Raw genomic sequence first — 26,699 nt, 5'->3', positions numbered from 1 at the left:
AAGGGTGCGTGACGTGACCACCGCCCAGCCCCTGGACGTCCAGCCGACGCCGCTCGCCCTTCTCCTGCTCGGCCGCGAGGCCGACCCCAAGAGCGAGCGTGGCGTGGAGTGCCCCGGCGACCTGCCGTCGCCGTCCGACCCCGACCTGGTGGAACGCGCCCGCGTCGCCAAGGAGAAGCTCGGGGACAAGGTCTTCGTCCTCGGGCACCACTACCAGCGCGACGAGGTCATCCAGTTCGCCGACGTCACCGGCGACTCCTTCAAGCTCGCCCGTGACGCCGCCGCCAAGCCGGAGGCCGAGTACATCGTCTTCTGCGGCGTGCACTTCATGGCCGAGTCGGCGGACATCCTGACCGGTGACGACCAGAAGGTCGTGCTGCCCGACCTGGCCGCCGGCTGCTCGATGGCCGACATGGCCACCGCCGAGCAGGTCGCCGAGTGCTGGGACGTGCTCACCGAGGCCGGCATAGCCGAGCAGGTCGTGCCCGTCTCGTACATGAACTCCTCCGCCGACATCAAGGCCTTCACCGGCAAGCACGGCGGCACCATCTGCACCTCGTCGAACGCGAAGCGCGCCCTGGACTGGGCCTTCGAGCAGGGCGAGAAGGTGCTCTTCCTGCCGGACCAGCACCTGGGCCGCAACACCGCCGTCCGCGACATGGGCATGTCCCTGGACGACTGCGTCGTCTACAACCCGCACAAGCCGAACGGCGGCCTGACCGCCGAGGAGCTGCGCGGCGCGAAGATGATCCTGTGGCGCGGCCACTGCTCGGTGCACGGCCGGTTCAGCCTGGACTCGGTCAACGACGTGCGCGAGCGCATCCCGGGCGTCAACGTGCTGGTCCACCCCGAGTGCAAGCACGAGGTCGTGGCCGCCGCCGACTACGTGGGCTCCACGGAGTACATCATCAAGGCCCTGGAGGCGGCCCCGGCCGGCTCGAAGTGGGCGATCGGCACCGAGCTGAACCTGGTCCGCCGCCTGGCGAACCGCTTCGCCGCCGAGGACAAGGAGATCGTCTTCCTCGACAAGACGGTCTGCTTCTGCTCGACCATGAACCGCATCGACCTGCCGCACCTGGTCTGGACCCTGGAGTCCCTCGCCGAGGGCAACCTGGTCAACCGGATCCAGGTCGACAAGGAGACGGAGTCCTTCGCCAAGCTCGCCCTGGAGCGGATGCTGGCTCTGCCGTAACGATTCCTCGATACGGACGGCACGGACGTACGGAAGGGGCGCCCCGCACTCGCGGGGCGCCCCTTCGTCATGCCGTACGGATCAGGAGTCCAGGGCGTCCAGCAGCGTCGCGTCCACCGGGGTGACGTCCGGCTGCTCCGGGATGACCGTCCCGTCGCCCTTCTTCCCCGTCTTCTTCGCCGCCTTCTTCTTCGCGCGGCGCTCCTTGCGGAGCTCCACCATCGCGTAGAGCGTCGGGACGAGCAGCAGGGTCAGCAGCGTCGAGGTGATCAGACCGCCGATCACCACCACGGCCAGCGGCTTCGCGATGAAGCCGCCCTCGCCGGTGATGCCGAGCGCCATCGGGAGCAGCGCGAAGATCGTCGCCAGGGCCGTCATCAGGATCGGGCGCAGACGGTGCCGTCCGCCCTCGATCACCGCTTCGACCACGCCCAGGCCCTGGGCCCGGTACTGGTTGATCAGGTCGATCAGGACGATCGCGTTGGTGACCACGATGCCGATCAGCATCAGCATGCCGATCATCGCCGGGACCCCCATGGGCGTCCCCGTCGCGACGAGCAGGCCGATGGCGCCGGTCGCCGCGAACGGGATGGAGACCAGCAGGATCAGCGGCTGGATCAGCGAGCGGAAGGTCGCGACCAGGAGCATGAAGACGATCGCGACGGCCGCGAGCATCGCCAGGGCCATGCTGCTCGCCGCCTCGGCCTGGTCCTCGGAGACACCGCCGATGGAGGCGGTGGCGCCGTCCGGGAGGTCGAGGCCGTCGATCTTCTTCCGGAGCGCCGCGCTGACCTCACCGGTGTTGTCGGTGGTCGGCTTGGCGGTGATCGTCGCCGCGCGGGCGCCGTCGATCCGGGTCATGGAGACCGGTCCCGCCACCAGCTCGACGGTGGCGACGTCGCCCAGCCTCACCGGGCCGAGCGGCAGCGCCTTCAGCTCGGCCAGGGTGGTGGCCGGCTTCGCCGAGGTGATCAGGACGTCCCGCTCGGTGTCGTCGAGGGTCGCCTTCGCGGCCGGGATGCCGCGTACGGCCTGGGAGACGACCATGCCGAGAGTGGTGTCGTCGAAGCCCGCGTCGGCGGCCTTCTCGTTGGCCTTCACCGAGATCCGGGGCACCGACTGCGACAGGTCGCTCTGGACGTCGGTGACGTCCTTCAGCTCCGCCACGGCGTTCCTGACCTGCTCGGAGGCCTTCTTCAGGACCGCCGGGTCGCCGGCCTTGACGACCACGCTCAGGTCCTGGTTGCCGAAGCCGTCGCCGGCCGCGATGGAGGTGTCGCCGATGCCGTCGAGCTTCCCGAGCGCCGCGTCGATCGCGTCCCGGGTCTTCTCGTACGAGGCGGAGTCCTCCAGGGTGACCTGGAAGGAGGCCTGGTTGGAGCCGGTGCCGCCGCCGAAGGCCGCCATGAAGCCGGAGGAGCCGACCGTGACCTGGTAGTCCTTGACGCCCTCGGTGCCGGCGAGGACCTTCTCGATCTTCTTCGCGGCCTCGTCGGAGGCGGCGAGGCTGGTGCCGGGCGCCAGCTTCTGCTTGACGGTCAGGACCTGCTGCTCGCCCTGGTCGAAGAAGTTGGTCTTCAGCAGGCCGCCCATCCCGAAGGTGCCGAAGAGCACCACGAGGGCGATGGCCACGCTGGTGAGACGGCGCCGGGTCGCGAACCGCAGCACCGGCACGTACGCGCGCTGCAGCCGGCTCTTGTTCTCCTTCTCCTCGGCCAGCCTGCGGGCCTCCGCCGGGTCCTCCGGCGTGCCCTTGGGGGCGCGCAGGAACCAGTACGAGAGGACCGGCACGACGGTGAGCGAGACGAGCAGCGACGCGAGGAGCGCGGCGGTGACGGTCAGGCTGAACGAACCGAAGAGCTCGCCGATCATGCCGCCGACCAGACCGATCGGCAGGAAGACGGCGACGGTGGTGAGCGTCGAGGAGGTGACCGCGCCGGCGACCTCCTTGACCGCCGTGACGATCGCGGCCTGCCGCTCCTCGCCGTAGCCGAGGTGCCGCTTGATGTTCTCCAGGACCACGATCGAGTCGTCGACGACCCGGCCGATGGCGATGGTGAGCGCGCCGAGGGTCAGCACGTTCAGCGACAGGTCGCGGGTCCACAGCACGATCAGGGCCAGGACGACCGACAGCGGGATGGAGACCGCGGTGACCAGGGTGGAGCGCAGCGAGGCGAGGAAGACCAGGATGACGAGGACGGCCATGACGAGGCCGAGCGCGCCCTCCGTGGTGAGTCCGGAGATCGACTTGGCGACGGCCGGGCCCTGGTCGGAGACCACGGTCAGCTCGGCGCCCGCGCCGAGGTCCTTGCGCAGCTGGGGCAGCTTGTCCTGGACCGCGTCGGAGATGGCGACGGCGCTGCCGTCCTTGTCCATGGTGGCCATGACGGCGAGGCTGGGCTTGCCGTCGGTCCGGGTGAGGGAGACGCGGCGCGACTCCTCCTGCTCGACCGTGGCGACGTCGCCGAGGCGGACCGCCCTGCCCTTCTCGGGCTTGATCCGCAGGTCCTCGATCTGCCGGAGCGAGGTGTAGCCGCCGCCGACCTGGACGGTGCGGCTCTTGCCGGCCTCCGAGAAGGCGCCGGCGGGCATGGTGCCGCCGCCGTTCCTGATCGCCTCGGCGAGCTTCATCGGGTTCAGTCCGGCCGCCGCGAGCTTGCGGTCGTCGGGCGTCACGGAGACCTGGAGGTCCTGCACCCCGTCGATGGAGACCTGGGCGACGCCGTCGATGTCCTCGAGTACCGGGACGACGGTCCTCTCCAGCTGGTCGGCGAGTGCCTGCTGGTCCTTGTCGGAGGTGACGGCGAGGACGACGGTCGGGATGTCGTCGGTGGAGCCGGCCACCACCTGCGGGTCGACCGAGTCGGGCAGCGTGGCCCGGGCCCGGTTCACGGCCTGCTGGACGTCGGCGACGAGCTGCTTGGTCCCCTCGTCCCCGTAGTCGAAGCTGGCCATGATGACGGCGTTGCCCTCGGAGGCGGTGGACGTGATGCCCTTGATGCCGTCGACGGCCTTGAGGTTGTTCTCGATCGGCTGGACCACCTGCTTCTCGACCACGTCGGGCGAGGCGCCCTGGTACGGGGCGAGGACCGAGACCATCGGGAGCTCGATCGAGGGGAACAGCTGCTGCTTCAGCTGCGGGATCGCGATCACTCCGAAGAGGAGCGCGACGAGGGACATCAGCCCGATCAGGGCCCGTTGCGCGAGGCTGAATCTGGACAGCCAGGACATGGGGACTCTCTTCTGTGGCGTACTCGGCGGCCGGACACCCTCAGGGGCCCCCAGGGGTGTCCGCTTATACGATCAGCCACGCGAAGGGCCCGATCCTCGGCCCCCGGGCCCAATTCCTTATGCCGCGCATACCGCGTCTGGAGTACGCCCGCCCCCCGGGTCACTCCACCCTTGGGCGTACGAGCCCCGACTCGTAGGCCGTGACGACCAGCTGGGCCCGGTCCCGGGCGCCCAGCTTGGCCATGGTCCGGTTCACATGGGTCTTCACGGTGAGCGGGCTGACGTCGAGCCGGTCGGCGATCTCGTCGTTGGAACGGCCGCTCGCCACCAGCACGAGCACCTCCCGCTCGCGGGCGGTGAGTGCCGACAGGCGCTCGGAGTACGCCGGTGCCTCCCGGCCCGCGTCCGCGCCGCCGCCCTGTGCGAGGAACGTGGCGATCAGGCCCTTCGTCGCGGCCGGCGAGAGCAGCGCCTCGCCCGCGTGCGCGACCCGGATGGCGCCGAGCAGCTCCTCCGGCTCCGCGCCCTTGCCCAGGAAGCCGGAGGCCCCGGCGCGCAGCGACTGCACCACGTACTCGTCCACCTCGAAGGTGGTGAGCATGACGATCCGGACACCGGACAGCTCGGGGTCCGCGGTGATCAGGCGGGTGGCGGCGAGCCCGTCGGTGCCGGGCATCCGGATGTCCATGAGGACCACGTCCGCCCGGGTGGCCCGGGCCAGGGCCACCGCCTCGGCGCCGTCGGCGGCCTCGGCGACCACCTCCATGTCGGGCTCCGAGTTCACCAGGACCTTGAAGGCGCTGCGCAGCAGGGCCTGGTCGTCGGCGAGCAGCACCCTGATGGGCCGGTCCGGGTCCCCGTCCCCGCCCTGGAAGGTGTCCGTGCCCGTGCCCTCGTCGGTCGTCATGCGTCGTCCTCCCCCGTGCGGCCGGTCACGGGCAGTATCGCCTGCACCCGGAAGCCGCCTCCGTAGCGGGGTGCGGCGGTCAGCGTGCCGCCGAGGGCGGTCACCCGCTCGCGCATCCCGACCAGGCCGTGGCCGCCGCCGGGCACCGGTTCGACGAGCAGCGGGCCGTCGTCGAGGACGGTGATCTCGACGGTGCGGCCGACCCTGACCACGCTCACCTCCGCCCTGGCCTCGGCCCCCGCGTGCTTGCGCACGTTGGTCAGCGCCTCCTGGATGATCCGGTACGCGGCGAGGTCGACGGCCGCGGGCAGGGCGGCGCCGCCGTCGGTGCGGGCCAGCTCGACCGGCAGCCCGGCGTTGCGGAAGGTGGCCAGCAGGTCGTCCAGGACGGCGAGGCCCGACACCGGCTCCGTCGGGGCCTCCGGGTCGCCCGACTGGCGCAGCAGCCCGACCGTGGCGCGCAGCTCGTCGAGCGCCGAACGGGAGGCGGTGCGCACGTGCGCCAAAGCCTCCTTGGCCTGGTCGGGGCGCTTGTCCATGACGTGCGCGGCGACCCCGGCCTGCACGTTCACCAGCGCGATGTGGTGGGCCACGACGTCGTGGAGGTCGCGGGCGATCCGCAGCCGTTCCTCGGCGACCCGCCGCCGGGCCTCCTCCTCGCGGCTGCGCTCGGCGCGCTCGGCCCGCTCCCGTATGGCGTCCACGAAGGCTCGGCGGCTGCGCACCGCGTCCCCGGCCGCCGCGGCCATCCCGGTCCAGGCGAAGACGCCCAGGTTCTCCTGCGCGTACCAGGGTGTCGGTCCGAAGACCATGGCGGCGAAGGTCATCGCGGCCATGGTGGCCAGGCCGAGCCGCCAGGTGGTGGGCCGGTCGGTGCGGGAGGCGACGGTGAAGAGGGCCACGACGGCGCTCATGGCGACCGGGGCGGGGCGTGCGTCGCCGATCAGCGCGACCAGGGAGAAGAGGGTGGTGGCCGCGAGCACCGCGATGGGCTGCCGGCGCCGGAACACCAGCGCCGCCGCCCCGAGCAGCATCAGGACCACGCCGGAGGCGGTGGGCACCCTGTCCCCGAAGGTGGGCCCGTCGGGGCTGCCGTGCGGGTCGGTGAAGGAGCCGGTGACCATGCACGCGAGCACGACGAGGGCCAGGCCCGCGTCGAAGGCCAGAGGATGCGCCCGCAGCCGGTGCCGGGTCCGCGCGAGCGGGGTCGCGAGCGGGGTGCCGTTGGTCGTCACAGCAGAAGACGGTACGGGGTCACGGGGCCCGGACGCACCGATGCCCCGTCCCTGGGGGACGGGGCATCGGCGGGAGCGCTCAGCCGGGGAGGAGGCCGTCGTCGGAGAGCATCGCGCGGACCTCGTCGAGGCTCGCGTCAGGAGCGGGCAGGATCAGTTCGGAGGGTTCCAGCGCGTCGTCCGGCAGCGGCTCGCCGATCTCCCGGACCTTGTCGAGCAGGGCGTGGAGCGTGCGGCGGAAGCCCGCCCCGTCGCCCGACTCCATCTCCTCCAGGAGTTCGTCGTCGAGCTTGTTCAGCTCGGCGAAGTGACTGTCGGCCAGCTTCCACTGGCCCTCCCCCATGATCCGTACGATCATGACGCGTCCTCTTCCGTGGACTGCTGCTGGTCGGCCTACTGCTTGTCGAAGCGGGGCTGGGACTGCTGCTGGTTCTGGCCCTGGTTCTGCGCGGCGCCGTTGCCGCCCTCGAGTGCCTGCTGCTGCGCCGAAGGACCGCCGGCCAGCTCGGCCTTCATCCGCTGCAGCTCGAGCTCCACGTCCGTACCGCCGGAGAGGCGGTCGAGCTCCGCCTGGATGTCGTCCTTGGCCAGACCGGACTGGTCGTCGAGGGCGCCCGAGGCGAGCAGCTCGTCGATCGCGCCGGCCCGTGCCTGGAGCTGGGCGGTCTTGTCCTCGGCCCGCTGGATCGCCAGACCGACGTCGCTCATCTCCTCCGAGATGCCGGAGAACGACTCGGCGATCCGGGTCTGCGCCTGGGCGGCCGTGTACGTCGCCTTGATCGTCTCCTTCTTCGTACGGAAGGCGTCGACCTTGGCCTGCAGCCGCTGCGCGGCGAGGGTGAGCTTCTCCTCCTCGCCCTGCAGGGTCTGGTGCTGCACCTCCAGGTCGCTGACCTGCTGCTGCAGCGCGGCCCGCCGGGACAGCGCCTCACGCGCCAGGTCCTCGCGGCCGAGCGCCAGCGCCTTGCGGCCCTGGTCCTCCAGCTTGGCGGACTGGCCCTGGAGCTGGTTCAGCTGCAGCTCCAGGCGCTTGCGGGAGGTCGCCACGTCGGCGACGCCCCTGCGCACCTTCTGCAGCAGCTCCAGCTGCTTCTGGTAGGAGTAATCGAGGGTCTCGCGCGGATCCTCGGCCCGGTCGAGGGCCTTGTTTGCCTTCGCGCGGAAGATCATCCCCATACGCTTCATCACACCGCTCATGGGCTTCGCGCGCCCCCTTCTGACGGACTCGGCTCCAGCACTCCAACAAGAACCACAGTACGGTTCCTCACTCCATTACCGCACTGTTCGGGGCCCGATGTGCTCCTCCCCAAGGACGAGTGGGGATCACCGCACCTCCGGCCCAGGGAGTAGGGAGACCCCTGGCCGCCCCGTTCCCCGCAGGCGGAGACGCAGGGTGTTAGCGGATCGTTCCCGGCCGCGCTGGGGTCCATGCCTGGCAGCACGTACCCTTGGCGTTGTGTTCCGTAGCCGTTCGAAGGATGAGAAGGCCCCCACCGACAAGGTGACGGCGGACCTCTCCAAGCAGCCCCGCGACCCCGAGGCCCCCAAGGGCCGCCCGACCCCGAAGCGGAGTGAGGCCCAGACCCAGCGCCGCCGTGCGCAGTCAGCGCCGATGGACCGCAAGGAGGCCGCCAAGCGTCAGCGCGAGGCTCGCCGTGCGGACCTGGCCCGTCAGCGCGAGGCGCTGAACAGCGGTGACGAGCGCTTCCTGCCGGCCCGCGACAAGGGCCCGGTGCGGCGCTTCGTCCGCGACTTCGTCGACTCGCGCTTCGCCGTCGCCGAGTTCTTCCTGCCGATGGCCGTGGTGATCCTCGTCCTGTCGCTGTTCGGCAACACCAACCGCCAGCTGCAGAACATCTCGCTGCTGCTGTGGGCCGGTGTCATCGTCATGATCGTCATCGACTCGATCGGCATCTGGCTGCGGCTGCGCAAGCAGCTGGCCGAGCGCTTCCCGAACGAGTCGAAGCGCGGCGCGATCGCGTACGGCCTGATGCGCACGCTCCAGATGCGCCGGCTGCGGCTGCCGAAGCCGCAGGTCAAGCGCGGAGAGCGGCCCTGAGCGCGGAGGAATCGGCCGCGGGTGAGGTGCTGCCCGTCGTCGGCCACTGGCCCGCCGTGCCCGGCGGGCTGCGCGACACCGTCCGCCAGGAGCTGATCGCGCGCCAGCTCGACGAGCAGATAGCCGCGCGCTACCCGGTGGGGCAGCGGCTGCGCATCCTCGACGCGGGCATGGGACAGGGCACCCAGGCCCTGCGCCTGGCCCGCGCCGGTCACACCGTGACCGGTATGGAGGCCGACCCCGAGCTGCTCAAGGCCGCCCGCGATTCGCTGGCGACCGAACCGGCCGGCATCCGCGAGCGGGTCCGGCTGATCGAGGGCAACGGCCGCGAGACCGGGGTGCACTTCCTGCCCGGCAGCTTCGACGTCGTCCTGTGCCACGGCGTGCTCCTGCACGCCGACGAACCGGACGCCCTGCTCGCGGGCCTGGCCCGGATGCTGGCCCCCGGTGGCCTGCTGTCCCTGGTGGTACGGAACGCGGAGGCGCTGGCCATGCGGCCGGGCCTCGCCGGGGACTGGGCGGGCGCGCTCGCGGGGTTCGAGTCGGACGTCTACACCGACGGGAGCGGCGCGAAGGTACGCGCCGACCGCCTGGACGCGCTCACCTCGACGCTCGCCGGCATCGCCGCGCCGCTGCACGCCTGGTACGGCGTGCGCGTCTTCACCGACGGCATCCCCGGCGACCTCGGCCTGCCGGCCGCCGACGAACTGGAACGCCTCCTGGCCGCGGAGGACCGCGCCGGCCGCACCGACCCGTACCGCCGGATCGCGGGGCTGCTGCACCTCTGCGGGGTACGGGGCTGAGTCGGAGCCCGGTCCGGGGGTCGTGAGCCGGTGGCGACGGCGGGGCCTGTCCTGCCGTCGGTGTCGGTGGCGACGGGCAGTGTCCTGCCGCAGCGGTCGCGGCGGCCGCCGGCCCCGTCTGCCGCCGGTCATGCCGGGTGGCGGTGGGCTCGGTCTCCTGTCGGTGTCGGTGGCGACGGGCAGTGCCCTGCCGCAGCCGGTCGCGGCGGCCGCCGGCCCCGTCTGCCGCCGGTCCTGCCGGGTGGCGGTGGGGCAGCGGCGGCGGTCAGGTGATCGGGGCGGGGACGCGTCCTGGTCGGTGTGACCGCCATCGAACCGGCCTCCGAAGCCGCCACCGCCGTACCCGCCCGTCTCGTCTGGCGCGCCCTCTACGCGCACTTCCGCCCGCACCGGGCCGCCGTCGCGCTGGGCGCGCTGCTCGCGCTGATCGGCGCGGCGAGCGGCCTCGCCCAGCCGCTCGCCGCGAAGGCGCTGGTGGACCGGCTGGGCCAGGACGAACCGATCGCAGCCGTCCTGCTCGCCCTCACCGCCCTCGTCGTCTTCGGCACGGCGGTCGACGCGCTCGGCTCGTACGTCCTGGAACGCACCGCCGAGTCCGTGGTGCTCGCCGCCCGGCGCTCGCTGATCGGGCGACTGCTGCGGCTGCGGCTGCCGGAGGTCGAGAAGACCCAGCCCGGCGACCTGATGTCCCGGATCACCTCCGACACCACGCTGCTGCGCGCCGTCACCACCCAGTCCGTGGTGTCGGCGGCCACCGGCGGGCTCTCCTTCGTCGCCACGCTCGTCCTCATGGGCTTCATGGACCCGGTCCTGCTCGGCGTCACCCTCGGCGTGATCGTGCTGATCGGCGGCGCGGTCGCCCTGCTCATGCCGCGGATCGCGGCGGCGACCCGGCGCTCGCAGGAGGCGGTGGGAGAGATCTCCACGGTCCTGGAGCGTGCCTTCGGCGCCTTCCGCACCATCAAGGCGTCGGGCGCGGAGGCCCGTGAGACGGCCGTCGTGGACGCGGCGGCGGAGCGGGCCTGGCGGCACGGCGTGAAGTCGGCGAAGTGGCAGTCGCTCGCCGGGTCGTCGATCGGCCTCGCCGTACAGGTGTCGTTCCTCGCGGTGCTCGGCATCGGCGGCGCGCGGGTGGCGTCGGGAGCGACGACGGTCTCGTCGCTGATCGCCTTCCTGCTGTTCCTCTTCTACCTGATCGAGCCGGTGTCGAAGCTGGTCGAGGCGGCGACCCAGTTCCAGGTGGGCTCGGCGGCGGTGTCGCGGATCCTGGAGGCGGAGGCGCTGGAGGTCGAGGAGGCCGGAGAGGCACGGGACGCCCGGGAGGCCGGCGGTCCGGTCGGCGGTCCGGCCGGGGACGGTGGCCCGGCGGAGCGGGCCGTGGGCGCCGGGCCCGCCTCGGTCGTCTTCGACGACGTCGCCTTCCGGTACCGGGACGACCTGCCGCCCGTCCACCACGGCGTCTCCTTCGAGGTTCCCGGCCGGGGCATGACCGCGTTCGTGGGGCCGTCCGGGGCGGGCAAGACCACGGTGTTCGGGCTGATCGAGCGCTTCTACGAGGCGACCGGCGGCCGGGTGCTGGTCGACGGGCGCGACGTACGGGAATGGCCGCTCGCCGAACTGCGGGCCTCCATCGGGTACGTGGAGCAGGACGCGCCCGTGCTGTCCGGAACCCTCCGCGAGAACCTGACCTTCGCCGCGCCGGACGCCACCGAGGAGGAGATCCGGCAGGTCCTCGTACGGGCGCGGCTCGACGGTCTGGTGGAGCGGCTGCCGGACGGTCTCGACACCGTCGTCGGTCACCGCGGCTCCAAGCTGTCGGGCGGCGAGCGGCAGCGGGTCGCCATCGCGCGGGCACTGCTGCGGAAGCCGCGGCTGCTGCTGCTCGACGAGGCCACCTCGCAACTGGACGCGGTGAACGAGCTGGCGCTGCGGGACGTGGTGGCGGAGGTGGCCCGGGACGTGACGGTCCTCGTCGTGGCGCACCGGCTGTCGACGGTGACGATGGCGGAGCGGATCGTCGTCATGGAGGCGGGCCGGGTACGGGCGGTGGGGACGCACGCGGAGCTGGTGGCGGGCGACGAGTTGTACGGGGAGCTGGCGGCGACGCAGTTCCTGGCGGCGGCGGAGGGGGCGAAGGAGGGGGCGCCGGTCGGGACCGCGTGATCGTCACGCGTCCGCGGGCCGGTCGGTCCCACCCGGTTCCCGCCCACCCGCAGTCCGCCGGGCGGCGCCCCCACCCGGTTCCCGCCCACCCGCAGGACGGCGCCCCTTGCCGGGCCCAGGCTCCCGCGGCTGGACGGTGACCGACAGGGCGCGGCGCTCCAGGGGTGCGGGTGGGTGCGGGGGCGAAGGCGCCGCCAAGGGCGCCGTCCCGTGTGCCCACCCGTCCCGCCCCAGCGGGACGAATGCCCACACGGAGGCGGGCGACAAGGCCACGGGCGCCCGAGGGGCGGGGCGGGTCGGCGTGGGAGCCGGCGCCCCGCCCTGGGGGTCAGCCTTCCGCGTCCAGCGGCATCGGGCCGTAGATCTTCGCGCCGTCCTCCGACAGCGTCACCTGCGCCGCGCCGCCCTCGAGGAGGGCGCGCCAGTGCTCGCCCAGCCAGGATTCCGCGTCGCCCTGGGTGGTGAACTCCTCAGGAGTCACCGTCGGCGGGACCTCGGTGCCGTCGGACTTCTCGAACCGCCACGTCCATGCCATGTCCGCCTCCTGGCGCTCACCGGATGATCGGTTTCCTGCCCGCAGCGTAGCCGGGCGCGCACCCCTTGCGGTGTCGCGGGAGGATCTAGGGGTGGAACTGACTCTGCTCGGCACCGGCGCCCCCCTCGGACTCCCCCGCCCCGACTGCCCGTGCGCGGTGTGCGCGCTGTCCCGTGGCGGGCGGGCGCGGGCCGCGACCTCGCTGCTGGTGGACGGGGCGCTGCTGCTGGATCTGACGCCGGGTGCCGCGCTGGCCGCCGCCCGTTCGGGGCACTCGCTGGTGGGCGTACGGCAGGTGCTGCTCACGCATCCGCACGACGGGCCGGCCGTGGAGGTGCCGGCGGGGCTGCCGACGGCCGGCCGGGTGCCGGACGGGCGGGAGTTGACGCTCATCAGCGGTCACCGGGTGCGGGCCGTGGCGATGGACTCGCCGGGCACCGGGTACGAGGTGACCTCGACGGACGGTGAGCGGCTGCTCTACCTGCCGCCCGGCGGCGCGCCCGCCGGGATCGGGGAGACGCACAGCGCCCCGTACGACATGGTGATCGCCGACGTGACGGGGCGGCCGGACGGCCTCGCCCGGCTGCGGGCTTCGGGGGCGGTCGGGGCGGTCACGGACGTGATCGCCGTGCACCTGGACCACGACGCGCCGACCGGCGCCGAGCTGGACCGGCAGCTGGCGGCGGCGGGCGCGCGGGCGGTGCCGGACGGGACGACGCTGTACGTCGGCGAGTACCACGCCGTGCCGGAGGTGCCGCGGCGCACGCTGGTGACGGGCGGGGCCCGGTCGGGGAAGTCGGTGGAGGCCGAGCGGCGTCTGGAGACCTTCCCGGAGGTGCTGTACGTGGCGACGGGCGGCACCCGCGAGGGCGACCCGGAGTGGGCCCACCGGGTCGGCCTGCACCGGGAGCGGCGGCCGGGTTCCTGGCGTACGGAGGAGACCTGCGACCTCGTGCCGCTGCTGCGGGAGGAAGGGCCCCCGCTGCTCGTCGACTGTCTGTCGCTGTGGCTGACGGACGCCATGGACCGGGTCGGTGCATGGGACGACGAGACCTGGGCGAACGGCGGGCGGGAGGCCCTGGGCGAGCGGGTCGCCGAACTGGTCGCCGCGGTGCGCGGGACGCCCCGCACGGTCGTGGCCGTGACCAACGAGGTGGGTTCGGGCGTGGTGCCGGCGTCGGCGTCGGGGCGGCGCTTCCGGGACGAGCTGGGCCGGCTGAACGCGGCCTTCGGCGACGAGTGCGAGCAGGTGCTCCTCGTGGTCGCGGGGCAGGCGCTCGTGCTGCGCGGGTAGGGTGCGAGCGACTGGCCCTGATCCACCTCCCGGGCCGTGCCCACGACCGTGTGATTCCTAGGCGGAAGCAACCTTGAACCTCGACGACTTCTCCGATCTGATCGAGCGCCCCGACGGGGGGATACGGCGTGACGCCGAGGAGCGCAGGGAGCGGCTGAGCGTCCGTCCCGGTGCGCTGGGGCGGCTGGACGAGCTGGGCGAGTGGCTGTCGGCGGCGCAGGGCGCGGTCCCCGTGCGGCCGGTCGAGCAGCCGAAGGTGGTGCTGTTCGCGGGTGACCACGGGGTGGCCTCGCTCGACGTGTCGGGGCGGGCCGCGGGCGGTGCGTACGAGCTGGTGCGCGCGGTGCTCGACGGGGCGAGCCCGGTGGCGGTGCTCGCACGGGCCCAGCAGGTGCCGGTGCGGGTCGTGGACGCGGGCCTCGACTGCGATCCCGAGCTGCTGCCCGCGGAGGTGACCCGGCGCCGGGTGCGGCGCGGTTCGGGCCGTATCGACGTGGAGGACGCTCTGACCGTCGAGGAGGCGCGGGAGGCCCTGGAGCTGGGGATCGCCGTCGCCGACGAGGAGGCCGACTCCGGGACCGATCTCGTGGTGCTCGGCGACGTGAGCGTGGGGGGCACGACTCCCGCTTCCACGATCATCGCCGCGCTGTGCGGGACGGACGCCTCGGTGGTGACCGGGCGGGGCGGTGCCGGGATCGACGATCTGGCCTGGATGCGCAAGTGCGCGGCGATCCGGGACGCGCTGCGCCGGGCGCGGCCGGTGCTCGGTGACCAGCTGGAGCTGCTCGCCGCGGTCGGCGGCGCCGATCTGGCGGCGATGACCGGTTTCCTGCTGCAGGCCTCGGTGCGGCGGATGCCGGTGGTGCTCGACGGCGTGGTGGGCGCGGCCTGTGCCCTGGTGGCGCAGCGGGCGGCGTTCCGGGCGCCCGACTGGTGGCTGGCGGGCCAGGTGAGCGGGGAGCCGGCGCAGGCGAAGGCGCTGGACCGGATGGCACTCAACCCTCTCCTGGACCACGGCGTCACTGTGGGCGAGGGAACCGGGGCCCTGCTCGCGCTTCCCCTCGTCCGGGCCGCCGCCGCGCTGGCCGCGGAGCTGCCGGAGGTGACCTCTCCGGTGGCCGCACCGGCCGAGGAGAGCTGAGAAGACGGATCACGGCACCGGGTGCGAACGGGCCGCCACGCGCGGCCGGCCGCACCCGGCGACCGGCCGTGCGGAGCGATGCCCCATATGATCGCTTTTCATGGGAGAGGTCCGTTTGTCCAGCGAAGGAGCGCCCCAGAGCACGGTCCGTTCGCGGCGCAGCGCCGCGTTCGCCGTCTGGTATCTGCGGGTCGTCACGTTCATCAACTTCCTGAGCGCCGTGTGGGTCTCGTTCGGCCAGGACCTGCGCCGGCACAACGAGGACGACTACTTCACCCCGTACATGCTGACCGCCGGCTTCGCGTCGGGCGTCTTCACGCTCTTCCTGGCGATCACCATGCGCCGCCGCAAGCGCGCCGCGTGGATCCTGAACTTCGTGCTCTCCGGGCTCTTCCTGCTGCTCTTCGCGGTGGTGATGGTCTTCCCGGAGATCCGTCAGCACGCCCAGAACTGGATCTCGCTGGTCCTGACGGCGGCCTTCTTCGCCGCGCTGCTGCTCGGCCGCAAGGAGTTCTACGCGAAGGGCGACCGCTCCAACCCGCTGCTCGCGACGGCCGTCGCGGTCGGCGGGCTGCTCGTCACCTCGCTGCTCGCCGCCGCCCTGGTCACCGTCACCAACGAGTCGACCGCCCACTCCACCTTCCTGGAGCGCTGGCGCTACGGCGTGATGAGGCTGGTCACCGTGGCTGCCGACGACTCGCGTTTCCCCGGCATCTCCACCCCGGGCTGGGTGAACGTGGTCATCAACGTGATGTCCACGCTGCTGCTGTTCGCCGTGCTCTTCGCGGCCTTCCGCTCGCGGCGGGCCGTCGACCCGCTCACCGAGGAGGACGAGGACCGGCTGCGGGTGCTGCTCGACAAGCACGGCGACCGGGACTCGCTCGGCTACTTCGCGCTGCGCCGGGAGAAGAGCGTCATCTGGTCGCCCAGCGAGAAGGCGGCCATCGCCTACCGGGTGGTGGGCGGCGTGTCGCTGGCCTCCGGTGATCCCATCGGCGACCCGGAGGCCTGGCCCGGCGCCATCGAGCCCTGGCTGGCCGAGGCCCGCGAGCACGGCTGGATCCCGGCCGTGATGGGCGCGAGCGAGGAGGCCGGGACGATCTACGCCCGGCACGGGCTCGACGCCCTGGAGCTGGGCGACGAGGCGATCGTCGAGACCGACGAGTTCACGCTCGACGGGCGGGCCATGCGCACGGTGCGGCAGGCCTACAACCGGGTCAAGCGGGCCGGTTACGAGGTCCGGATCAGGCGCCACGAGGACATCCCCGCCGACGAGATGGACGAGCTGCTCCGCAAGGCCGACGACTGGCGCGACGGCGCCACCGAGCGCGGCTTCTCCATGGCGCTCGGGCGGCTCGGCGACCCGAGGGACGGGCGCTGCGTGATGCTCGAGTGCCGGGACGCCGGCGGCGGGGAAGGGGCCGAGCTGCGGGCGGTGCTGTCCTTCGTGCCGTGGGGGCCGAAGGGCCTCTCGCTGGACCTGATGCGCCGTGACCGGGACTCCGAGAACGGTCTGATGGAGTTCATGGTCATCGAGCTGCTCCAGCGCGCGAAGGAGATCGGGATCACTCAGGTCTCGCTGAACTTCGCGATGTTCCGGTCCGTCTTCGAACGCGGCTCGAAGCTCGGGGCGGGACCCGTGCTGCGGATGTGGCGTTCACTGCTCAGCTTCTTCTCGCGCTGGTGGCAGATCGAGTCGCTGTACCGTGCCAACGCCAAGTACCGACCGATCTGGGAGCCCCGATTCATGCTCTTCGAGAAGAGCGCCGACCTGCTGCGGATCGGCCTCGCCGCCGGCCGCGCCGAAGGCTTCCTGGAGGCTCCGGGCCTGCCCAAGTGGCTGCACCGCAAGCATCTGGCGGGCCGGCGTTGAGCAGGAACCCCAAGGGGTTCGCACGCCGCGAGTGGGGCCCGCTGTTCGGCACGGTGCGGACGGCGCTCGTCACGAGGAGGTGGCGCGCGATCCCGATGACGCTGACCGCCGTCTGCCTCACCTCCGTGTTCCAGATCGTGCAGAACCAGGACTGGGGCTACCAGCCGGTCCAGGACATCGGCTCGGTGCGCGCCGAGGACCCGCTGGGCCCCGCCCTGCTCCGTACCCCGCTGTCTCTGTTCGTCCCGGCGCTCGACCTGCCGGTGTGGGGCGCGCTCGCACAGGTCCTGCTGGTCTTCGGGATCGCCGAGATCTGCCTCGGCCGGTGGCGGACCCTGGTGCTCGCGTACGTGGCGACGCTCGCCGGCACCCTGTACGCCCGGGTCGGCATCGCCCTCGGCCCGGACAACCCGCTGGGACTGCCCGCCTCGGACGCGCAGGTGGTGGACACCGGCCCGTCGGCGGCGGTCGTCGGGCTCGCGGTGTACGTGTGCTGGCGCTACCGGGCCTGGTGGACCGGGTCGCTGGTGATCGTGGCGATGGTCGTCGAGGTGATGATCAAGAACAACCTGGCCGGCAAGGAGCACCTGGCGGCGATCGCCGCGATCCTGGTGATCATCGCCGTGCAGGAGTGGCGGGAACGGCGGGAGCGGCGCCGTCAGCGCGACGGCGTGGAGCCGCGGCCGGGCACCCGTTCCTGGAAGCCGCCGATCAGGTCCTGAGCCCGGCGGCGCACCCGGACCCAGCGCTTGTCGTGCCGGTAGGTGCGGATCCGGGAGCGGGCCCGGGCCCGGTGGCGGCGGCTGTAGAGGTGCCGGGACCACCAGGAGCCGGGGCGGGCGAGGCGGACCGCGCCGATGATCGCGACGAAGGGGATCAGGGTGCCGAGCACGGCCATCCGGAACTTCCCCTTCACCAGGGTGACCAGCACCAGGACGAAGTTGAGCACCAGGGTCAGGATGAACGTCGCCCGGTCCTGCTGCTCCTCGGACGTCATGTCGTTCACACCGAGCGGCGAGAAGCCGGCGAGCGTCAGCAGCACCAGGGCGGCGGTCAGGACGACGACCTCGACGCTCTTGCGGCCGTCGTCCGACCAGTAGACGTCGTCGAGGTGCAGGATCAGCGCGAACTCGTCGAGCACGAGCCCGGCCCCGATCCCGAAGACCACGGCGAAGACCGCCGCCCCGACGCCGTGCCGGCCGCTGCCGACCGCTCCGAACCCGCCGAGGACCGTGAGCACGACGCCCGGCACCACGTGGTGGATGTGCACCCCGCCCGAGGAGATGTTCCCGAAGGGGCCCCTGCCGGCGCGGATGAGCCGGGTGATGGTCCGGGTGACGGCGAAGGTCAGCACGAACGAGGTCAGGGCGAGGAACATCGGGAGCTTCCCGGGTTCGACGATGTTGCGCGAGAACCAGTGACCCATGCCACCCTCTGCCTGTCGCTCGGTGCCGATTCGTCAGTTTTCTTCCTTTGGGGCCAATTTAGCCTCTCACCAGGGGCACTACCCTTCCGCGGATGGACGGCCTGCGTTTCGCCTTCGGCACCCTCACCGTGCTTCCCGCCCGCATCACCCGCTGGGACCGTGACGCGGCACGCGCCGGGATGCTCTGCGCCCCGCTCGCGGGCCTGGTCGTCGGCCTGTTCGCGGCTGCCGTCGGCGGGGTGTTCCTGCTGCTCGGCTCGGGCCCGCTGCTCGCCGCCGTGCTCACCGTCGCCGTCCCGGCGCTGCTGACCCGTGGCCTGCACCTCGACGGGCTCGCCGACACCGCCGACGGGCTCGGCAGCGGCAAGCCCGCCGAGGACGCGCTGCGCATCATGAAGCAGTCCGACATCGGGCCCTTCGGCGTCATCACGCTCGTCCTCGCGCTGCTCGCCCAGGTCGCGGCGCTGTACGAGCTGTACGGGGAGGACTGGGCACGGGGCACCGTCGCCGCCGCGCTCGCCGCGACCGTCGCCAGGCTCGCCCTCACCCACGCCTCCCGCACCGGCGTCCCGGCCGCGCGCCCCGAGGGCCTCGGCGCGGTCGTCGCGGCGACCGTCCCGATCCGCGCGGCCGCCCTGGCGACCGCCGCGGTCCTGGTGCTGTGCGCGGTGTCCGGCGCCCTCTTCTCCGGGTACGACGCCGTACGGCAGGTCCTCGCCGCGCTCGCCGCGCTCGCCGTGGCGGAACTGCTGCTGCGGCGGTGCGTACGGCGCTTCGGCGGAGTGACGGGCGATGTCTTCGGCGCGGTGGAGGAGACGGCCGCGACGGCGGCGCTGGTCGCGCTGACGCTCGGCTGACGGCCCGGAGACCAAGCCGTGACCTGCACGGAGGGCAACCTTCCGGGTTCCGGGGCGGTCATGTGGGCATGATCAGACGCCTTGCCCGTACGGGCGCGGTCCTCGCCACCGCGTCCCTGCTCCTGACCGCCTGCTCCGGCGCGGACGACGCCGAGCCGAAGGCCGCGCCCACGAAGCACCCGGTCTTCGACCAGAAGCTCGACCGTCAGATGTTCCTGGCCCTGCGTCAGACGCAGAAGGCGGGCAGTGCGAGCTTCACCCAGACGCTGACCCTGGAGACGAAGAAGGGGAAGGCCGTCCAGACCCTCGAAGGCCGGCTGGACTTCGCGAAGAACACGGGCGACGCGAACATCCGCTGGAAGGTGCCGGAGAAGTACTCCGACGCCGCCAAGGACGCGATCCTCGGGCGCGCCCCGGGCCGGTCCAACGCCGACGCCACCGGGCACTTCCTGGTCGACGGCCAGGACATCACCTACCGGGCCGGGTCCTCCGACTACTGGCTGCGCTACGGGTACGGCGACTACGACGCCGGCCAGAAGACCCTCGACCAGCTGCGCGGCACCGAGGCCCCCGTCGGCGGCACCCTCCTGGAGGGACTCGGCGGCGCCGAGGCCAAGAGCCGCCAGGGCGCCAACTACCGGGCCGAGGTCGACTCGGAGCCGCTCTGGGAGATGCTCCCCGGCGAGATCTCCGAGCAGCTGGCCTCCGAGATGTACACGCCGGGCATCACGAGGTCCAAGAAGGTGCTCCTGGCCGTGTCCCTCGACCGCCAGGGCAGGGTCACCCACGTCCGTGCCGACCTCTCGCGCATGCTCGGCAAGAAGGGCAGCGTCTTCTCCGACGCCACGTCCCTGACGATGGAACTCACCCTGAGCGGTCACGGCGGGTCGAAGCCCGCAGGCCGGGCGGACGGCGACCGGGTCCTGGACGCGGGGAAGACGGTGCGGTCGATCCACGACGTGGGGCCCGGGCACTGCGTCGACTTCAGCACCGGCCAGCGTGACGCCGAACTCGTCGCGGACGTCTCCTGCACCGGGCCCCACGACGGCCGCGTCCTCGCCCACGCCTCCTACGGCGGCCGGGCCTACCCGGGCAAAACCGCCGCCAAGTCGCAGGCGAGCCAGGCCTGCGACCGCGCCTACCGCCGCGTCTCCGACAGCTGGACCGCGGACTCGGCCAAGAAGGACTCCTACTGGTACATGTGGAGCGGCGAGCACGCCTGGCAGCAGGCCGGCAAGGGACGCACCACCTGCTACGTCGTCACGGCCAAGGGCGCCGCCTAGGCCGCTTGTTGCGGATCAGGGCCGGACGCCGCGGGCCCGGCGAGGATCGGGAAGAGACGGCCTAGCAGGCCCGGCGCCACACCCCCAGCTCGTACTCCTTCCGCATCGAGCTCAGGCCCAGCTCCCGCACCCGCGGGCAGAACTCCTCCGGCTCCAGCTCGTACTCGACGTGGAAGACCGCCTTGCCCGCCTTCACGAAAGGCGTCAGCCGCTCGCACTCCCCGTACTCGGCGCACTGTTCGTTGACCGCGAAGTCGAAGTCCGGGAGGAGCTGGGGGATCTGGTCGAGGTCGTTCTTCAGGCCGACCGACAGGCCTCGGTCGTGGGCCAGGCGGGCGATCAGGCGGTTGTAGCGGAGCTGGTCGGCCGCGGTGAGCGGGAAGCCGGTGGCGTTGGCGTAGCCGTCCATGTTGTCGGGTTCGACGGCGTCGAAGCCCTTGGCACGGCACATGTCGAGGCGGGCCGCCATCAGCGGGGCGAGGAGGTCGGTGCGGCGGATGTCGAGCCAGCGTTCGCCGGGCCAGCCGTTGCCCTTGCCCAGGAGGGACGCGGGGAACTCCGCCGCGTCCGGACGGAAGTCCTCCCACGCGCCCGTGGAGAGGTAGCAGATGACCTTGCGGCCGCGTCGGTGCAGGTCGGCGACGGTGGCCGCCGGGTGGTCGAAGCCGTCGATGTCGTAGACGGGGACGTCCACCGCCGGATCCAGACGGCCGCTGAGCTGCCACTGCCAGGCGAGGCCCGGGCGGGGCTGCCAGCGGGTGGCGGGGGTCCGGTCGTCGGCCGGCGGCGGGGCCGTCGTGCAGGCCGCGGCGAACAGCAGCAGGGCGAGCAGGGGCAGCAGGCGTCTCACCGGACGGGCTCCAGGGTGTGCGGGAGGGTGCCCCACGGGTGGGCGCCGGTGCCGGGGACCGCGCAGTGCACCGCGGTCGCCGGGCGGGCGTCGGCCGGGGCCGCGTACACCAGGTGACAGTAGTGGTCGGCGACCGGCAGGTCGAGGAGGCGGTAGGCGTCCCAGGGTCCCTCGAAGGTGACGAGCAGGTCCGCGAGGGCCTCGTAGCCGGGGGCGGGGTGCGCGCCGTGGTTGAGGACGAGGGTGCGGGCGCCGGCCGCCCGCGCCGCCACGGCGAGGCGCCGGTAGTGCGGCAGCGCGTCGGGCGCGGTCGGCACCTGGTCGAGGAAGGCGCCGTCGGCCCCGTACCAGTCGCGGTGCCGCACCAGGTCGGCGACCACCTCGGCGTGCGGGCGGCGGCCGTAGTCGGTGTCCGCGTAGCCGAGGAGCCGCACGCCCGCGCCCCGCAGCCGGGCGGCGACCTCGGCGAAGGCCGGGTCGGCGGCCGTGCCGGCGCCGCTCGCCGGGTTGAGGACGACGCCGTAGAGGGCGGGGGCCGCAGCGACGACGGCGGCCCAGTCGTCGGGACGGTCGGCGGGATGCTCGTAGAACGGCACCAGGAGGGAGGAGTGCACAGTCCGGCCCCTGTTCAGCAACGGTGGGCGGTCGGTCGTACCAGCAGAACACGGGTGAGCACGCACAGCGCGACGGCCGCGGCGCCCGCGGCCGCGGGCCCGGCCGCCGGGGCGAAGGCCTGGGCGAGCCCCTGGGCGGTCGCCGCGAGCAGGCACACGACGGCCGCGCTCACCACCGCCCCGAAGGCCTGGAGCAGCAGCCCCAGCCACAGCACCGCGCCGACCAGCAGCAGCGACACGACCCGCTGCGGGGAGACGGCGGCGGCACCGGGCCACAGCACCGCGGCCGTGACGGTCAGGACGAACAGCACCGCCAGATAGCCGCCGAGGCAGCGGGCGAGCGTGCCGGTGACGGCGCGCCGGAACTCGTACGCCGTGGTCAGCAGCCGCAGCCGGGCCAGGCCGGCGGCGCGGAAGCGGTGGAGCAGCCATTCCGCCGGGCCCATGGAGAGGGTCAGCGCGATCACCGCGTCGGCGCCCGCGTACAGCACGAGCAGTCCGCTGCCGAGGCCGAACAGGCCGTACGGGAGCGAGGCGGCGAACGGCGGTCCGCCCCGGCCCCGTGCGCCGCGTCGCAGTCCCGGGCGCAGTTCGAACGCGGCGAAAGCGGTGGTGGCGGTGAGCGAGAGCACGAGCAGCGCGATCCGCAGCGGCTCCGGCAGGTCGTGACGGAAGGCCGGGACGGCGCCGGCGAGTGGGGTGAGCGCGACGAGCAGGACCCGTTCGCGGCCGAGGACGAGCAGGACGGTCGCCGCGGCCAGGTACAGGGCCTGGCCTGCGCCGAACAGGGCGGCGGGCCGTTCGCCGGGACCGGCGGCGGCGACCGCGACGGCCGCCCCGGCGAGCGCGCCGGACGGGGCGCCGGTGAGCAGGGCGCGGACGGCCGCGTGGCGGTCGCCGAGGCCGAGCCAGGTGTACGCGCGGTGGGCGAGGGCCTGGTTCCACACCCAGCCGGTGACGGCCCCGGCGAACAGCGGGACCGTGCCGGGCGGGAGCCCGTAGCGGCCGGGGCCGGTGGCGAGCAGCGGGGCGCCGAGGACGTACGCGAGGCCGGGCAGCGCGAAGACCAGGCCGCGCAGGAGGCAACCGGCGAGGCCGGTGTGCCAGGGATCGGCGGGCTGCGCCTCGGGGGCGGGGTGGCGGCGTTCGGTGCGGGCGTAGAGGTCCTCGGCCAGGGCGAAGGAGTCGGGGCGGCCGTAGGTGAGGCGGATGTGGTCGTCGGTCATGCCGTCGGACTCGAGGATCGCGGCTATCTCGTCGGGGTGGACGGCCACGGCGGCGAGGGCGTCGAGGCGGCCGGCGAGTTCGTCCAGCGGGTCGGCGGCGAGGACGACGGCGGGGGCGGGCGGGGCGGGGGCGGCGAGGGGTCTGCGGGGTCCGGGGCCTCCGCGGGGGCGGGAGGCTCCGGACTGCCGCCTTCCCGCCGTCGGCCGCTGACGGGGGATCACCGGGAGGGTGTCCTGCGTGGTGCCCGGCTTCAGCCAGAGGGAGCCGCTCATGTCCACGCGCCTCCGGCCAGTTCGACGCGCCACGGGTCGGTCAGACGGACCGTCCAGTCGTCGGGCTCCGTCGGGAGTTCGGGGCGGCGGCCCGCCAGTTCCAGGTAGATGCGGCGGAAGCCGTCGACCGAGCGGTGGAGGGTGAAGCGGTCGACGACGCGCCGGCGGGCGCGGGCGGCCAGGTCGGCGCGGCGGGCGTCGTCGTGGAGGAGTTCGGTGACGGCGGCGGCCATGACGGCCGGTTCGCGGGGCGGCACGACCAGGCCGGTGTCGCCGACGGCCTCGCGGACGCCGCCGACGTCGGTGGAGACGGTGGCCCGGCCGCAGGACATGGACTCGATGAGGGAGAAGGGGAAGCCCTCGCTGATGGAGGAGAGCATCACGACGTTGCCCGCCGCGTAGGCGCCGGCGACGTCGGAGGTGCGGCCCTCGAAGGTCAGGCCGTCGGTGACGCCGAGCTCGGCGGCGAGCTTCTCCAGGCGGGTGCGGTAGTCCTCGTTGCCGGCCGGGACCGGGCCGAAGAGGCGGAGGCGCAGCTCGGGGATCTCCGCCCGGGTGATCGCGTACGCCCGGATCAGGGTTTCCAGGTCCTTGATGGGGTCGATGCGGCCCACCCAGCTGAGGGTGGGGGTCTCGGGCTCCGGGCCGGCCCAGGGGAAGGCCGTGGGGTCCACGCCGTTGTAGACCGTGCGGATGCGGTCGACCGGTGCGCCGCCCCGTTCCTCCCAGCGGCGGTTGTACTGGTTGCAGGGGGTGATGAGGTCGGCCTTGCGGTAGCCGAGGGTGTTGAGTTCGCGGTAGAAGCCGAGGAGGACGGACTTGACGGGGAAGCGCTGGGGGGCGGTCCGGTAGCCGAGGTAGCGCTCGCGCAGGTAGATGCCGTGTTCGGTGAGCAGGAAGGGCACTCCTTCGAAGTGCTGGGCGGCCAGCGCCGGCAGCGTGGCGAGCCCGCTGGAGACGGCGTGCGCGACCCGGTCGCCGGATATCCGGGCGCCGAGCGGGCGCAGCGCGTGTTCGAGCAGGTCGGTGGCGGTGAGGGCGTCGTGGACGGTGGGCCGGGCCGCGGACGTCGGCAGGTGCGGCATGGCCCAGATCCACATGAGGGTGCGCAGGACGCGTTCGGTGCGGAGCGCGGCGGTCAGGCGTCCTTCGCGGGCGAGTGCGGCCAGTTCGTAGAGCGCTTCGCCGAAGTCGTAGCCGGCGGCGGGGTCGAGGATCGACAGCAGGAAGCGTTCGTAGGTGTCCTGGAAGCGGCGTCGGGCCGCGCCGCGCGGGGCGCTCCTGGCCCGCGCGGGGGCGGGGCCCCAGAGCGGGAAGGAGGTGCGGGCGGTGAGGTTCGACGGCAGTTCCCACGTGACGGGTTCACGGCCGCTGCCGGTGAGGGCGAGGACGTGGAAGTCGACCTCGGGCATGCCGCGGATCAGCTGGTCGCACCAGGTGCTGACGCCGCCGTGGACGTGTGGATAGGTGCCTTCGGTGAGCATGGTGACGTGACGGCCACTGCTCGGCATGTGCGTTCCCCCGGAGCGCGTGGATCGGCGGATTCCGACGTCGGGTCAGCCGGTCGGGTCAGGTGGTCGGGAGCTTGAGCGTGACGGCGCTCTGCAGCGGTTCGGGCGTGGTCCAGGCCGAGCGCGTGCCCGCGTAGGCGGTGCCGAAGACGGCGGTGCCGAGGAGGAGTTGCTTGCGGGTGCCTTCGGGTGCGGTGACCGGGACGGCCACGCCGGACGGGGCCTTGACGGTGACGGTGGTGCCGACGCGGTAGGCGGTGACCTGGCCGGCGTCGAGCGCCCGCTCCCAGGCGGCGCGGCGGTTCAGCTCGGTGCCGACGTCCTTCTGGCGCGGGTTGACCAGGGGCGTGTTGTCGGCGAACAGGGCGCGGTAGTCGGCGAGGACCTTGTCGAGGACGGGGTAGAGGAGGCGTTCCTCGGCGAGGTTGGACTGGTGGACGTAGTGCGGCCGGGGGTCGTTGCCGAGGACGTGGGACAGGGCGGTGCGGGCCTCCTGCGGCACGATGTGGGCCGCGTAGCCGGTCGCGGTGTCGAGCGGGGCGGGCAGGCAGGTGGAGGACGGGTTGTTCTCGCAGATGCCGCTGCCGCCGTCGGCGCGCGAGGTGTAGATCCAGTTGTACTCGTCGGCCATCTCGGCGGCGGTGCCCACGTTGTAGTAGACGTTCATGGGGTGGCGGGGCACCGTCTGGGCGGCGCCGGAGCCGGTGCCGAGGGAACGCTGGGCCGGCTCGCGGGAGTTGTCGCTGGCCGTCCACTTCACGCCGTTGTCGGCGAGCGCGCCGGCGAGGTTGGGGTTGTCGGCGGGCTGCTGGGGCAGGGTCCTCAGTCCGGAGTGCTCGCCGGTGACGAGTTCGGTGCGGTCGACGGGGAGGCCCTTGCCGTAGGCCCATTCGAGGTTGTCGCGGATCTGGGCGGAGATCTCGGAGCGGCTCACCCAGGCCGTCGCGCCGGTGCCGGTCTTGGCGCAGCTCCAGGGGACGGTGGTGGCGTCCTGGACGCAGCCGAGGAAGGGATGGGTGTAGGTGTGGTTGATCCAGCGGTACTGGGCGCGGTCGGCGATCAGCCGGGCGGCGAGCGGGTCGGTGCCGCCGTGTTCGGCCTTCCACTGCTCGCCCTGGCCGCCGTTGTAGACCATGTCGAGGAGGAAGCCGGAGGACTTCTGCCAGGCGGCGGCGTACGCGGCGTCGGCGGCGGTCATCCGGACGGGGTTCTCGCCGGCCTCGCCGTCGCCGCCGGGGCAGTCGAGGTCGCCGGGCGTGCAGTTGCGGGCGGTGTCCCAGCGGGCGTCGGGCGCGAAGACGTCGTCGACGTGGACCGAGAGGTAGTTGCGGGAGCGGCCGAGGTGGACGCCCTGGGTGAGCCATTCGACGATGCCGCGGGCGAGCGCCCGGAACTGCCGCTGGTGCGGGTTGTAGGCGAAGGTGACGACGAGCTCGCGCCGTCCGTCGTGGGCGTACTCGCCGACGAGGCTCATCCGGCCGCCGTCCGCGGCGGGCATGTCGAGGTAGCTGGTGTAGCCGGCCCGGGGGCGGCCGGCGTAGCCGTAGCTCTCGGAGACGTTCGGGTCGTTGTCCTCGAAGGTCAGCGGTCCGCGCAGGTCGCGGAAGGGTCCGGCCTGGCCGGCCGGGGTGACGTGGGCGGACGCTCCGTCGAGGACGCCGCTCCAGCCTCCGTCCGAGGTGTAGTCGAGGCCGACGCCCGGGTGGGCCCACGTGTAGGCGTCGACCTGCGGGATGCCGTAGGTCTTCTCGTACGCGACGAGGGCGGCCTGCTCGGCGGAGTCGGGGCCGAAGACGGCCTCGTGCGGCAGGACGACGCCCTGGTACCGGGCGCGGGGCCGGCCGGTCGCGCTGTCGGAGGGTTCGCTGAGGAACCCGGCCGTGAGCACCGGGCGGCCGGGGTCGTTCAGGTCGAGCGTGCGGTACGGGATCCCGGAGCCCTTCAGCTCGGCGGTGATCGCCTCCACGGCGCTGCCGCCGTCGTCGACGACCAGCACCGTCAGGTCGATCCGCGGGGCCGGGTCGGCGGCTCCGGCCTGCGCGGAGGGCACGACGGTGGCGAGCAGTCCGGCGGCGGCGAGGGCGGCGAGCCGGGGAGCGCTTCCCCGGCCGGAGGCGCCGCGAGAGCTTCTGGGCGTGCGGGAACGGCTGGAAACCATCGGTGGGTGTCCCCCCTCGGCAGGCGCCCGCCCGACCGGCGGGACCTGTGGAGATGTCGCAGATGAGG

22 protein-coding genes are annotated in these 26,699 nt (G+C 73.1%); 10 read left to right on the top strand and 12 right to left on the bottom strand.

All coding sequences use genetic code 11. From position 1 onward, the window contains the following. Nucleotides 1–4 precede the first annotated feature (4 nt). On the top strand, nt 5–1,192 hold the full coding sequence (nadA, locus tag ACFY8W_RS15010) for a quinolinate synthase NadA (RefSeq protein ID WP_391104840.1): 1,188 nt from the start codon (nt 5–7) through the stop codon (nt 1,190–1,192). 81 nt (nt 1,193–1,273) lie between these two features. Here the strand turns inward: nadA and ACFY8W_RS15005 are convergent, their stop codons facing one another. The 5 genes from ACFY8W_RS15005 to ACFY8W_RS14985 form a co-directional block, all read right to left on the bottom strand. After that, nucleotides 1,274–4,423, bottom strand: a complete 3,150-nt coding sequence (locus ACFY8W_RS15005; RefSeq protein WP_391104837.1) for an efflux RND transporter permease subunit — start codon at nt 4,421–4,423, stop codon at nt 1,274–1,276. Between the two features lie 160 nt (nt 4,424–4,583). Then, entirely contained in the window at nt 4,584–5,330 is a 747-nt protein-coding gene (locus ACFY8W_RS15000; RefSeq protein ID WP_391104836.1) for a response regulator, read from the bottom strand. Then, the gene (locus ACFY8W_RS14995; RefSeq protein ID WP_391104833.1) at nt 5,327–6,565 is read right to left on the bottom strand and encodes a histidine kinase; all 1,239 of its coding nucleotides are present in this window, start codon (nt 6,563–6,565) and stop codon (nt 5,327–5,329) included. The genes ACFY8W_RS15000 and ACFY8W_RS14995 overlap by 4 nt, the downstream gene beginning before the upstream one ends. A 79-nt stretch (nt 6,566–6,644) precedes the next feature. After that, nucleotides 6,645–6,923, bottom strand: coding sequence for a hypothetical protein (locus ACFY8W_RS14990; protein WP_391104831.1), 279 nt, complete (start codon nt 6,921–6,923; stop codon nt 6,645–6,647). Nucleotides 6,924–6,958: 35 nt separating this feature from the next. Further along, nucleotides 6,959–7,762: a PspA/IM30 family protein gene (locus ACFY8W_RS14985; RefSeq protein ID WP_391104829.1), complete on the bottom strand. Its 804-nt coding sequence runs from the start codon at nt 7,760–7,762 to the stop codon at nt 6,959–6,961. Between the two features lie 259 nt (nt 7,763–8,021). Between ACFY8W_RS14985 and ACFY8W_RS14980 the strand changes: the two genes are divergently transcribed. From ACFY8W_RS14980 to ACFY8W_RS14970, 3 genes are all read left to right on the top strand, one after another. After that, a complete protein-coding gene (locus ACFY8W_RS14980; RefSeq protein WP_391104826.1) occupies nt 8,022–8,624 on the top strand; it encodes a DUF3043 domain-containing protein in 603 nt (200 codons plus the stop codon). Between the two features lie 26 nt (nt 8,625–8,650). After that, a complete protein-coding gene (locus tag ACFY8W_RS14975) occupies nt 8,651–9,427 on the top strand; it encodes a methyltransferase domain-containing protein (RefSeq protein WP_391104823.1) in 777 nt (258 codons plus the stop codon). Nucleotides 9,428–9,727: 300 nt separating this feature from the next. Beyond that, on the top strand, nt 9,728–11,590 hold the full coding sequence (locus tag ACFY8W_RS14970) for an ABC transporter transmembrane domain-containing protein (RefSeq protein WP_391104820.1): 1,863 nt from the start codon (nt 9,728–9,730) through the stop codon (nt 11,588–11,590). 328 nt (nt 11,591–11,918) lie between these two features. On the opposite strand, the gene ACFY8W_RS14965 is transcribed toward ACFY8W_RS14970, so the two are convergent. Continuing rightward, nucleotides 11,919–12,125, bottom strand: coding sequence for a hypothetical protein (locus ACFY8W_RS14965; protein WP_391104817.1), 207 nt, complete (start codon nt 12,123–12,125; stop codon nt 11,919–11,921). Between the two features lie 91 nt (nt 12,126–12,216). On the opposite strand from ACFY8W_RS14965, the gene ACFY8W_RS14960 reads away from it, so the two are divergent. From ACFY8W_RS14960 to ACFY8W_RS14945, 4 genes are all read left to right on the top strand, one after another. Next, nucleotides 12,217–13,419 carry a bifunctional adenosylcobinamide kinase/adenosylcobinamide-phosphate guanylyltransferase gene (locus ACFY8W_RS14960; RefSeq protein WP_391104814.1) on the top strand — a complete coding sequence of 401 codons (1,203 nt, stop codon included), beginning with the start codon at nt 12,217–12,219 and terminating at the stop codon, nt 13,417–13,419. Nucleotides 13,420–13,492: 73 nt separating this feature from the next. Continuing rightward, the gene (cobT, locus tag ACFY8W_RS14955) at nt 13,493–14,560 is read left to right on the top strand and encodes a nicotinate-nucleotide--dimethylbenzimidazole phosphoribosyltransferase (protein WP_391104811.1); all 1,068 of its coding nucleotides are present in this window, start codon (nt 13,493–13,495) and stop codon (nt 14,558–14,560) included. Nucleotides 14,561–14,660: 100 nt separating this feature from the next. Next, the gene (locus tag ACFY8W_RS14950; protein ID WP_391104808.1) at nt 14,661–16,433 is read left to right on the top strand and encodes a phosphatidylglycerol lysyltransferase domain-containing protein; all 1,773 of its coding nucleotides are present in this window, start codon (nt 14,661–14,663) and stop codon (nt 16,431–16,433) included. Further along, nucleotides 16,430–17,155 (top strand): hypothetical protein, encoded by a 726-nt coding sequence (locus ACFY8W_RS14945; protein ID WP_391104805.1) that lies wholly within the window; start codon nt 16,430–16,432, stop codon nt 17,153–17,155. The genes ACFY8W_RS14950 and ACFY8W_RS14945 overlap by 4 nt, the downstream gene beginning before the upstream one ends. Here the strand turns inward: ACFY8W_RS14945 and ACFY8W_RS14940 are convergent. After that, nucleotides 17,092–17,859: a hypothetical protein gene (locus ACFY8W_RS14940; RefSeq protein ID WP_391104802.1), complete on the bottom strand. Its 768-nt coding sequence runs from the start codon at nt 17,857–17,859 to the stop codon at nt 17,092–17,094. The two genes, ACFY8W_RS14945 and ACFY8W_RS14940, sit on opposite strands and share 64 nt — an antisense overlap. A gap of 92 nt (nt 17,860–17,951) precedes the next feature. Between ACFY8W_RS14940 and ACFY8W_RS14935 the strand changes: the two genes are divergently transcribed. Together ACFY8W_RS14935 and ACFY8W_RS14930 are read left to right on the top strand one after the other, a co-directional pair. Beyond that, nucleotides 17,952–18,716, top strand: a complete 765-nt coding sequence (locus ACFY8W_RS14935) for an adenosylcobinamide-GDP ribazoletransferase (protein ID WP_391104800.1) — start codon at nt 17,952–17,954, stop codon at nt 18,714–18,716. 68 nt (nt 18,717–18,784) lie between these two features. Next, nucleotides 18,785–19,999, top strand: coding sequence for a hypothetical protein (locus tag ACFY8W_RS14930; RefSeq protein ID WP_391104797.1), 1,215 nt, complete (start codon nt 18,785–18,787; stop codon nt 19,997–19,999). Nucleotides 20,000–20,060: 61 nt separating this feature from the next. Here the strand turns inward: ACFY8W_RS14930 and ACFY8W_RS14925 are convergent, their stop codons facing one another. The 5 genes from ACFY8W_RS14925 to ACFY8W_RS14905 are packed head-to-tail and all read right to left on the bottom strand — an operon-like array spanning nt 20,061 to nt 26,631. Then, nucleotides 20,061–20,849, bottom strand: coding sequence for an endo alpha-1,4 polygalactosaminidase (locus tag ACFY8W_RS14925; RefSeq protein ID WP_391104794.1), 789 nt, complete (start codon nt 20,847–20,849; stop codon nt 20,061–20,063). Continuing rightward, nucleotides 20,846–21,463 (bottom strand): spherulation-specific family 4 protein, encoded by a 618-nt coding sequence (locus ACFY8W_RS14920; protein ID WP_391104791.1) that lies wholly within the window; start codon nt 21,461–21,463, stop codon nt 20,846–20,848. The genes ACFY8W_RS14925 and ACFY8W_RS14920 overlap by 4 nt, the downstream gene beginning before the upstream one ends. A 14-nt stretch (nt 21,464–21,477) precedes the next feature. After that, nucleotides 21,478–22,962, bottom strand: a complete 1,485-nt coding sequence (locus ACFY8W_RS14915; RefSeq protein WP_391104788.1) for a hypothetical protein — start codon at nt 22,960–22,962, stop codon at nt 21,478–21,480. Continuing rightward, nucleotides 22,959–24,473: a GT4 family glycosyltransferase PelF gene (gene pelF / locus ACFY8W_RS14910; RefSeq protein ID WP_391104786.1), complete on the bottom strand. Its 1,515-nt coding sequence runs from the start codon at nt 24,471–24,473 to the stop codon at nt 22,959–22,961. Before pelF ends, ACFY8W_RS14915 begins: the two co-directional genes overlap by 4 nt. A gap of 58 nt (nt 24,474–24,531) precedes the next feature. Beyond that, complete coding sequence (locus tag ACFY8W_RS14905; protein WP_391104783.1) at nt 24,532–26,631, bottom strand: hypothetical protein; 2,100 nt, start codon at nt 26,629–26,631, stop codon at nt 24,532–24,534. Nucleotides 26,632–26,699: the final 68 nt, after the last annotated feature.

The sequence above is a fragment of the Streptomyces sp. NPDC012637 genome (assembly GCF_042954805.1).
Lineage (GTDB): Bacteria > Actinomycetota > Actinomycetes > Streptomycetales > Streptomycetaceae > Streptomyces.
Note: the sequence above shows the minus strand (reverse complement) of the source record. Positions and strands in the feature narration are given on the sequence as shown.

Coding starts and splice junctions, on each gene's coding strand:
- ACFY8W_RS14905 (WP_391104783.1), bottom strand. CDS start 26,631: ATGGTTTCCAGCCGTTCCCGCACGCCCAGAAGCTCTCGCGGCGCCTCC.
- ACFY8W_RS14965 (WP_391104817.1), bottom strand. CDS start 12,125: ATGGCATGGACGTGGCGGTTCGAGAAGTCCGACGGCACCGAGGTCCCG.
- ACFY8W_RS14990 (WP_391104831.1), bottom strand. CDS start 6,923: ATGATCGTACGGATCATGGGGGAGGGCCAGTGGAAGCTGGCCGACAGT.
- ACFY8W_RS14940 (WP_391104802.1), bottom strand. CDS start 17,859: ATGGGTCACTGGTTCTCGCGCAACATCGTCGAACCCGGGAAGCTCCCG.
- ACFY8W_RS15005 (WP_391104837.1), bottom strand. CDS start 4,423: ATGTCCTGGCTGTCCAGATTCAGCCTCGCGCAACGGGCCCTGATCGGG.
- ACFY8W_RS14950 (WP_391104808.1), top strand. CDS start 14,661: ATGGGAGAGGTCCGTTTGTCCAGCGAAGGAGCGCCCCAGAGCACGGTC.
- ACFY8W_RS15000 (WP_391104836.1), bottom strand. CDS start 5,330: ATGACGACCGACGAGGGCACGGGCACGGACACCTTCCAGGGCGGGGAC.
- ACFY8W_RS14915 (WP_391104788.1), bottom strand. CDS start 22,962: ATGAGCGGCTCCCTCTGGCTGAAGCCGGGCACCACGCAGGACACCCTC.
- ACFY8W_RS14930 (WP_391104797.1), top strand. CDS start 18,785: ATGATCAGACGCCTTGCCCGTACGGGCGCGGTCCTCGCCACCGCGTCC.
- ACFY8W_RS14935 (WP_391104800.1), top strand. CDS start 17,952: ATGGACGGCCTGCGTTTCGCCTTCGGCACCCTCACCGTGCTTCCCGCC.
- pelF (WP_391104786.1), bottom strand. CDS start 24,473: ATGCCGAGCAGTGGCCGTCACGTCACCATGCTCACCGAAGGCACCTAT.
- ACFY8W_RS14985 (WP_391104829.1), bottom strand. CDS start 7,762: ATGAGCGGTGTGATGAAGCGTATGGGGATGATCTTCCGCGCGAAGGCA.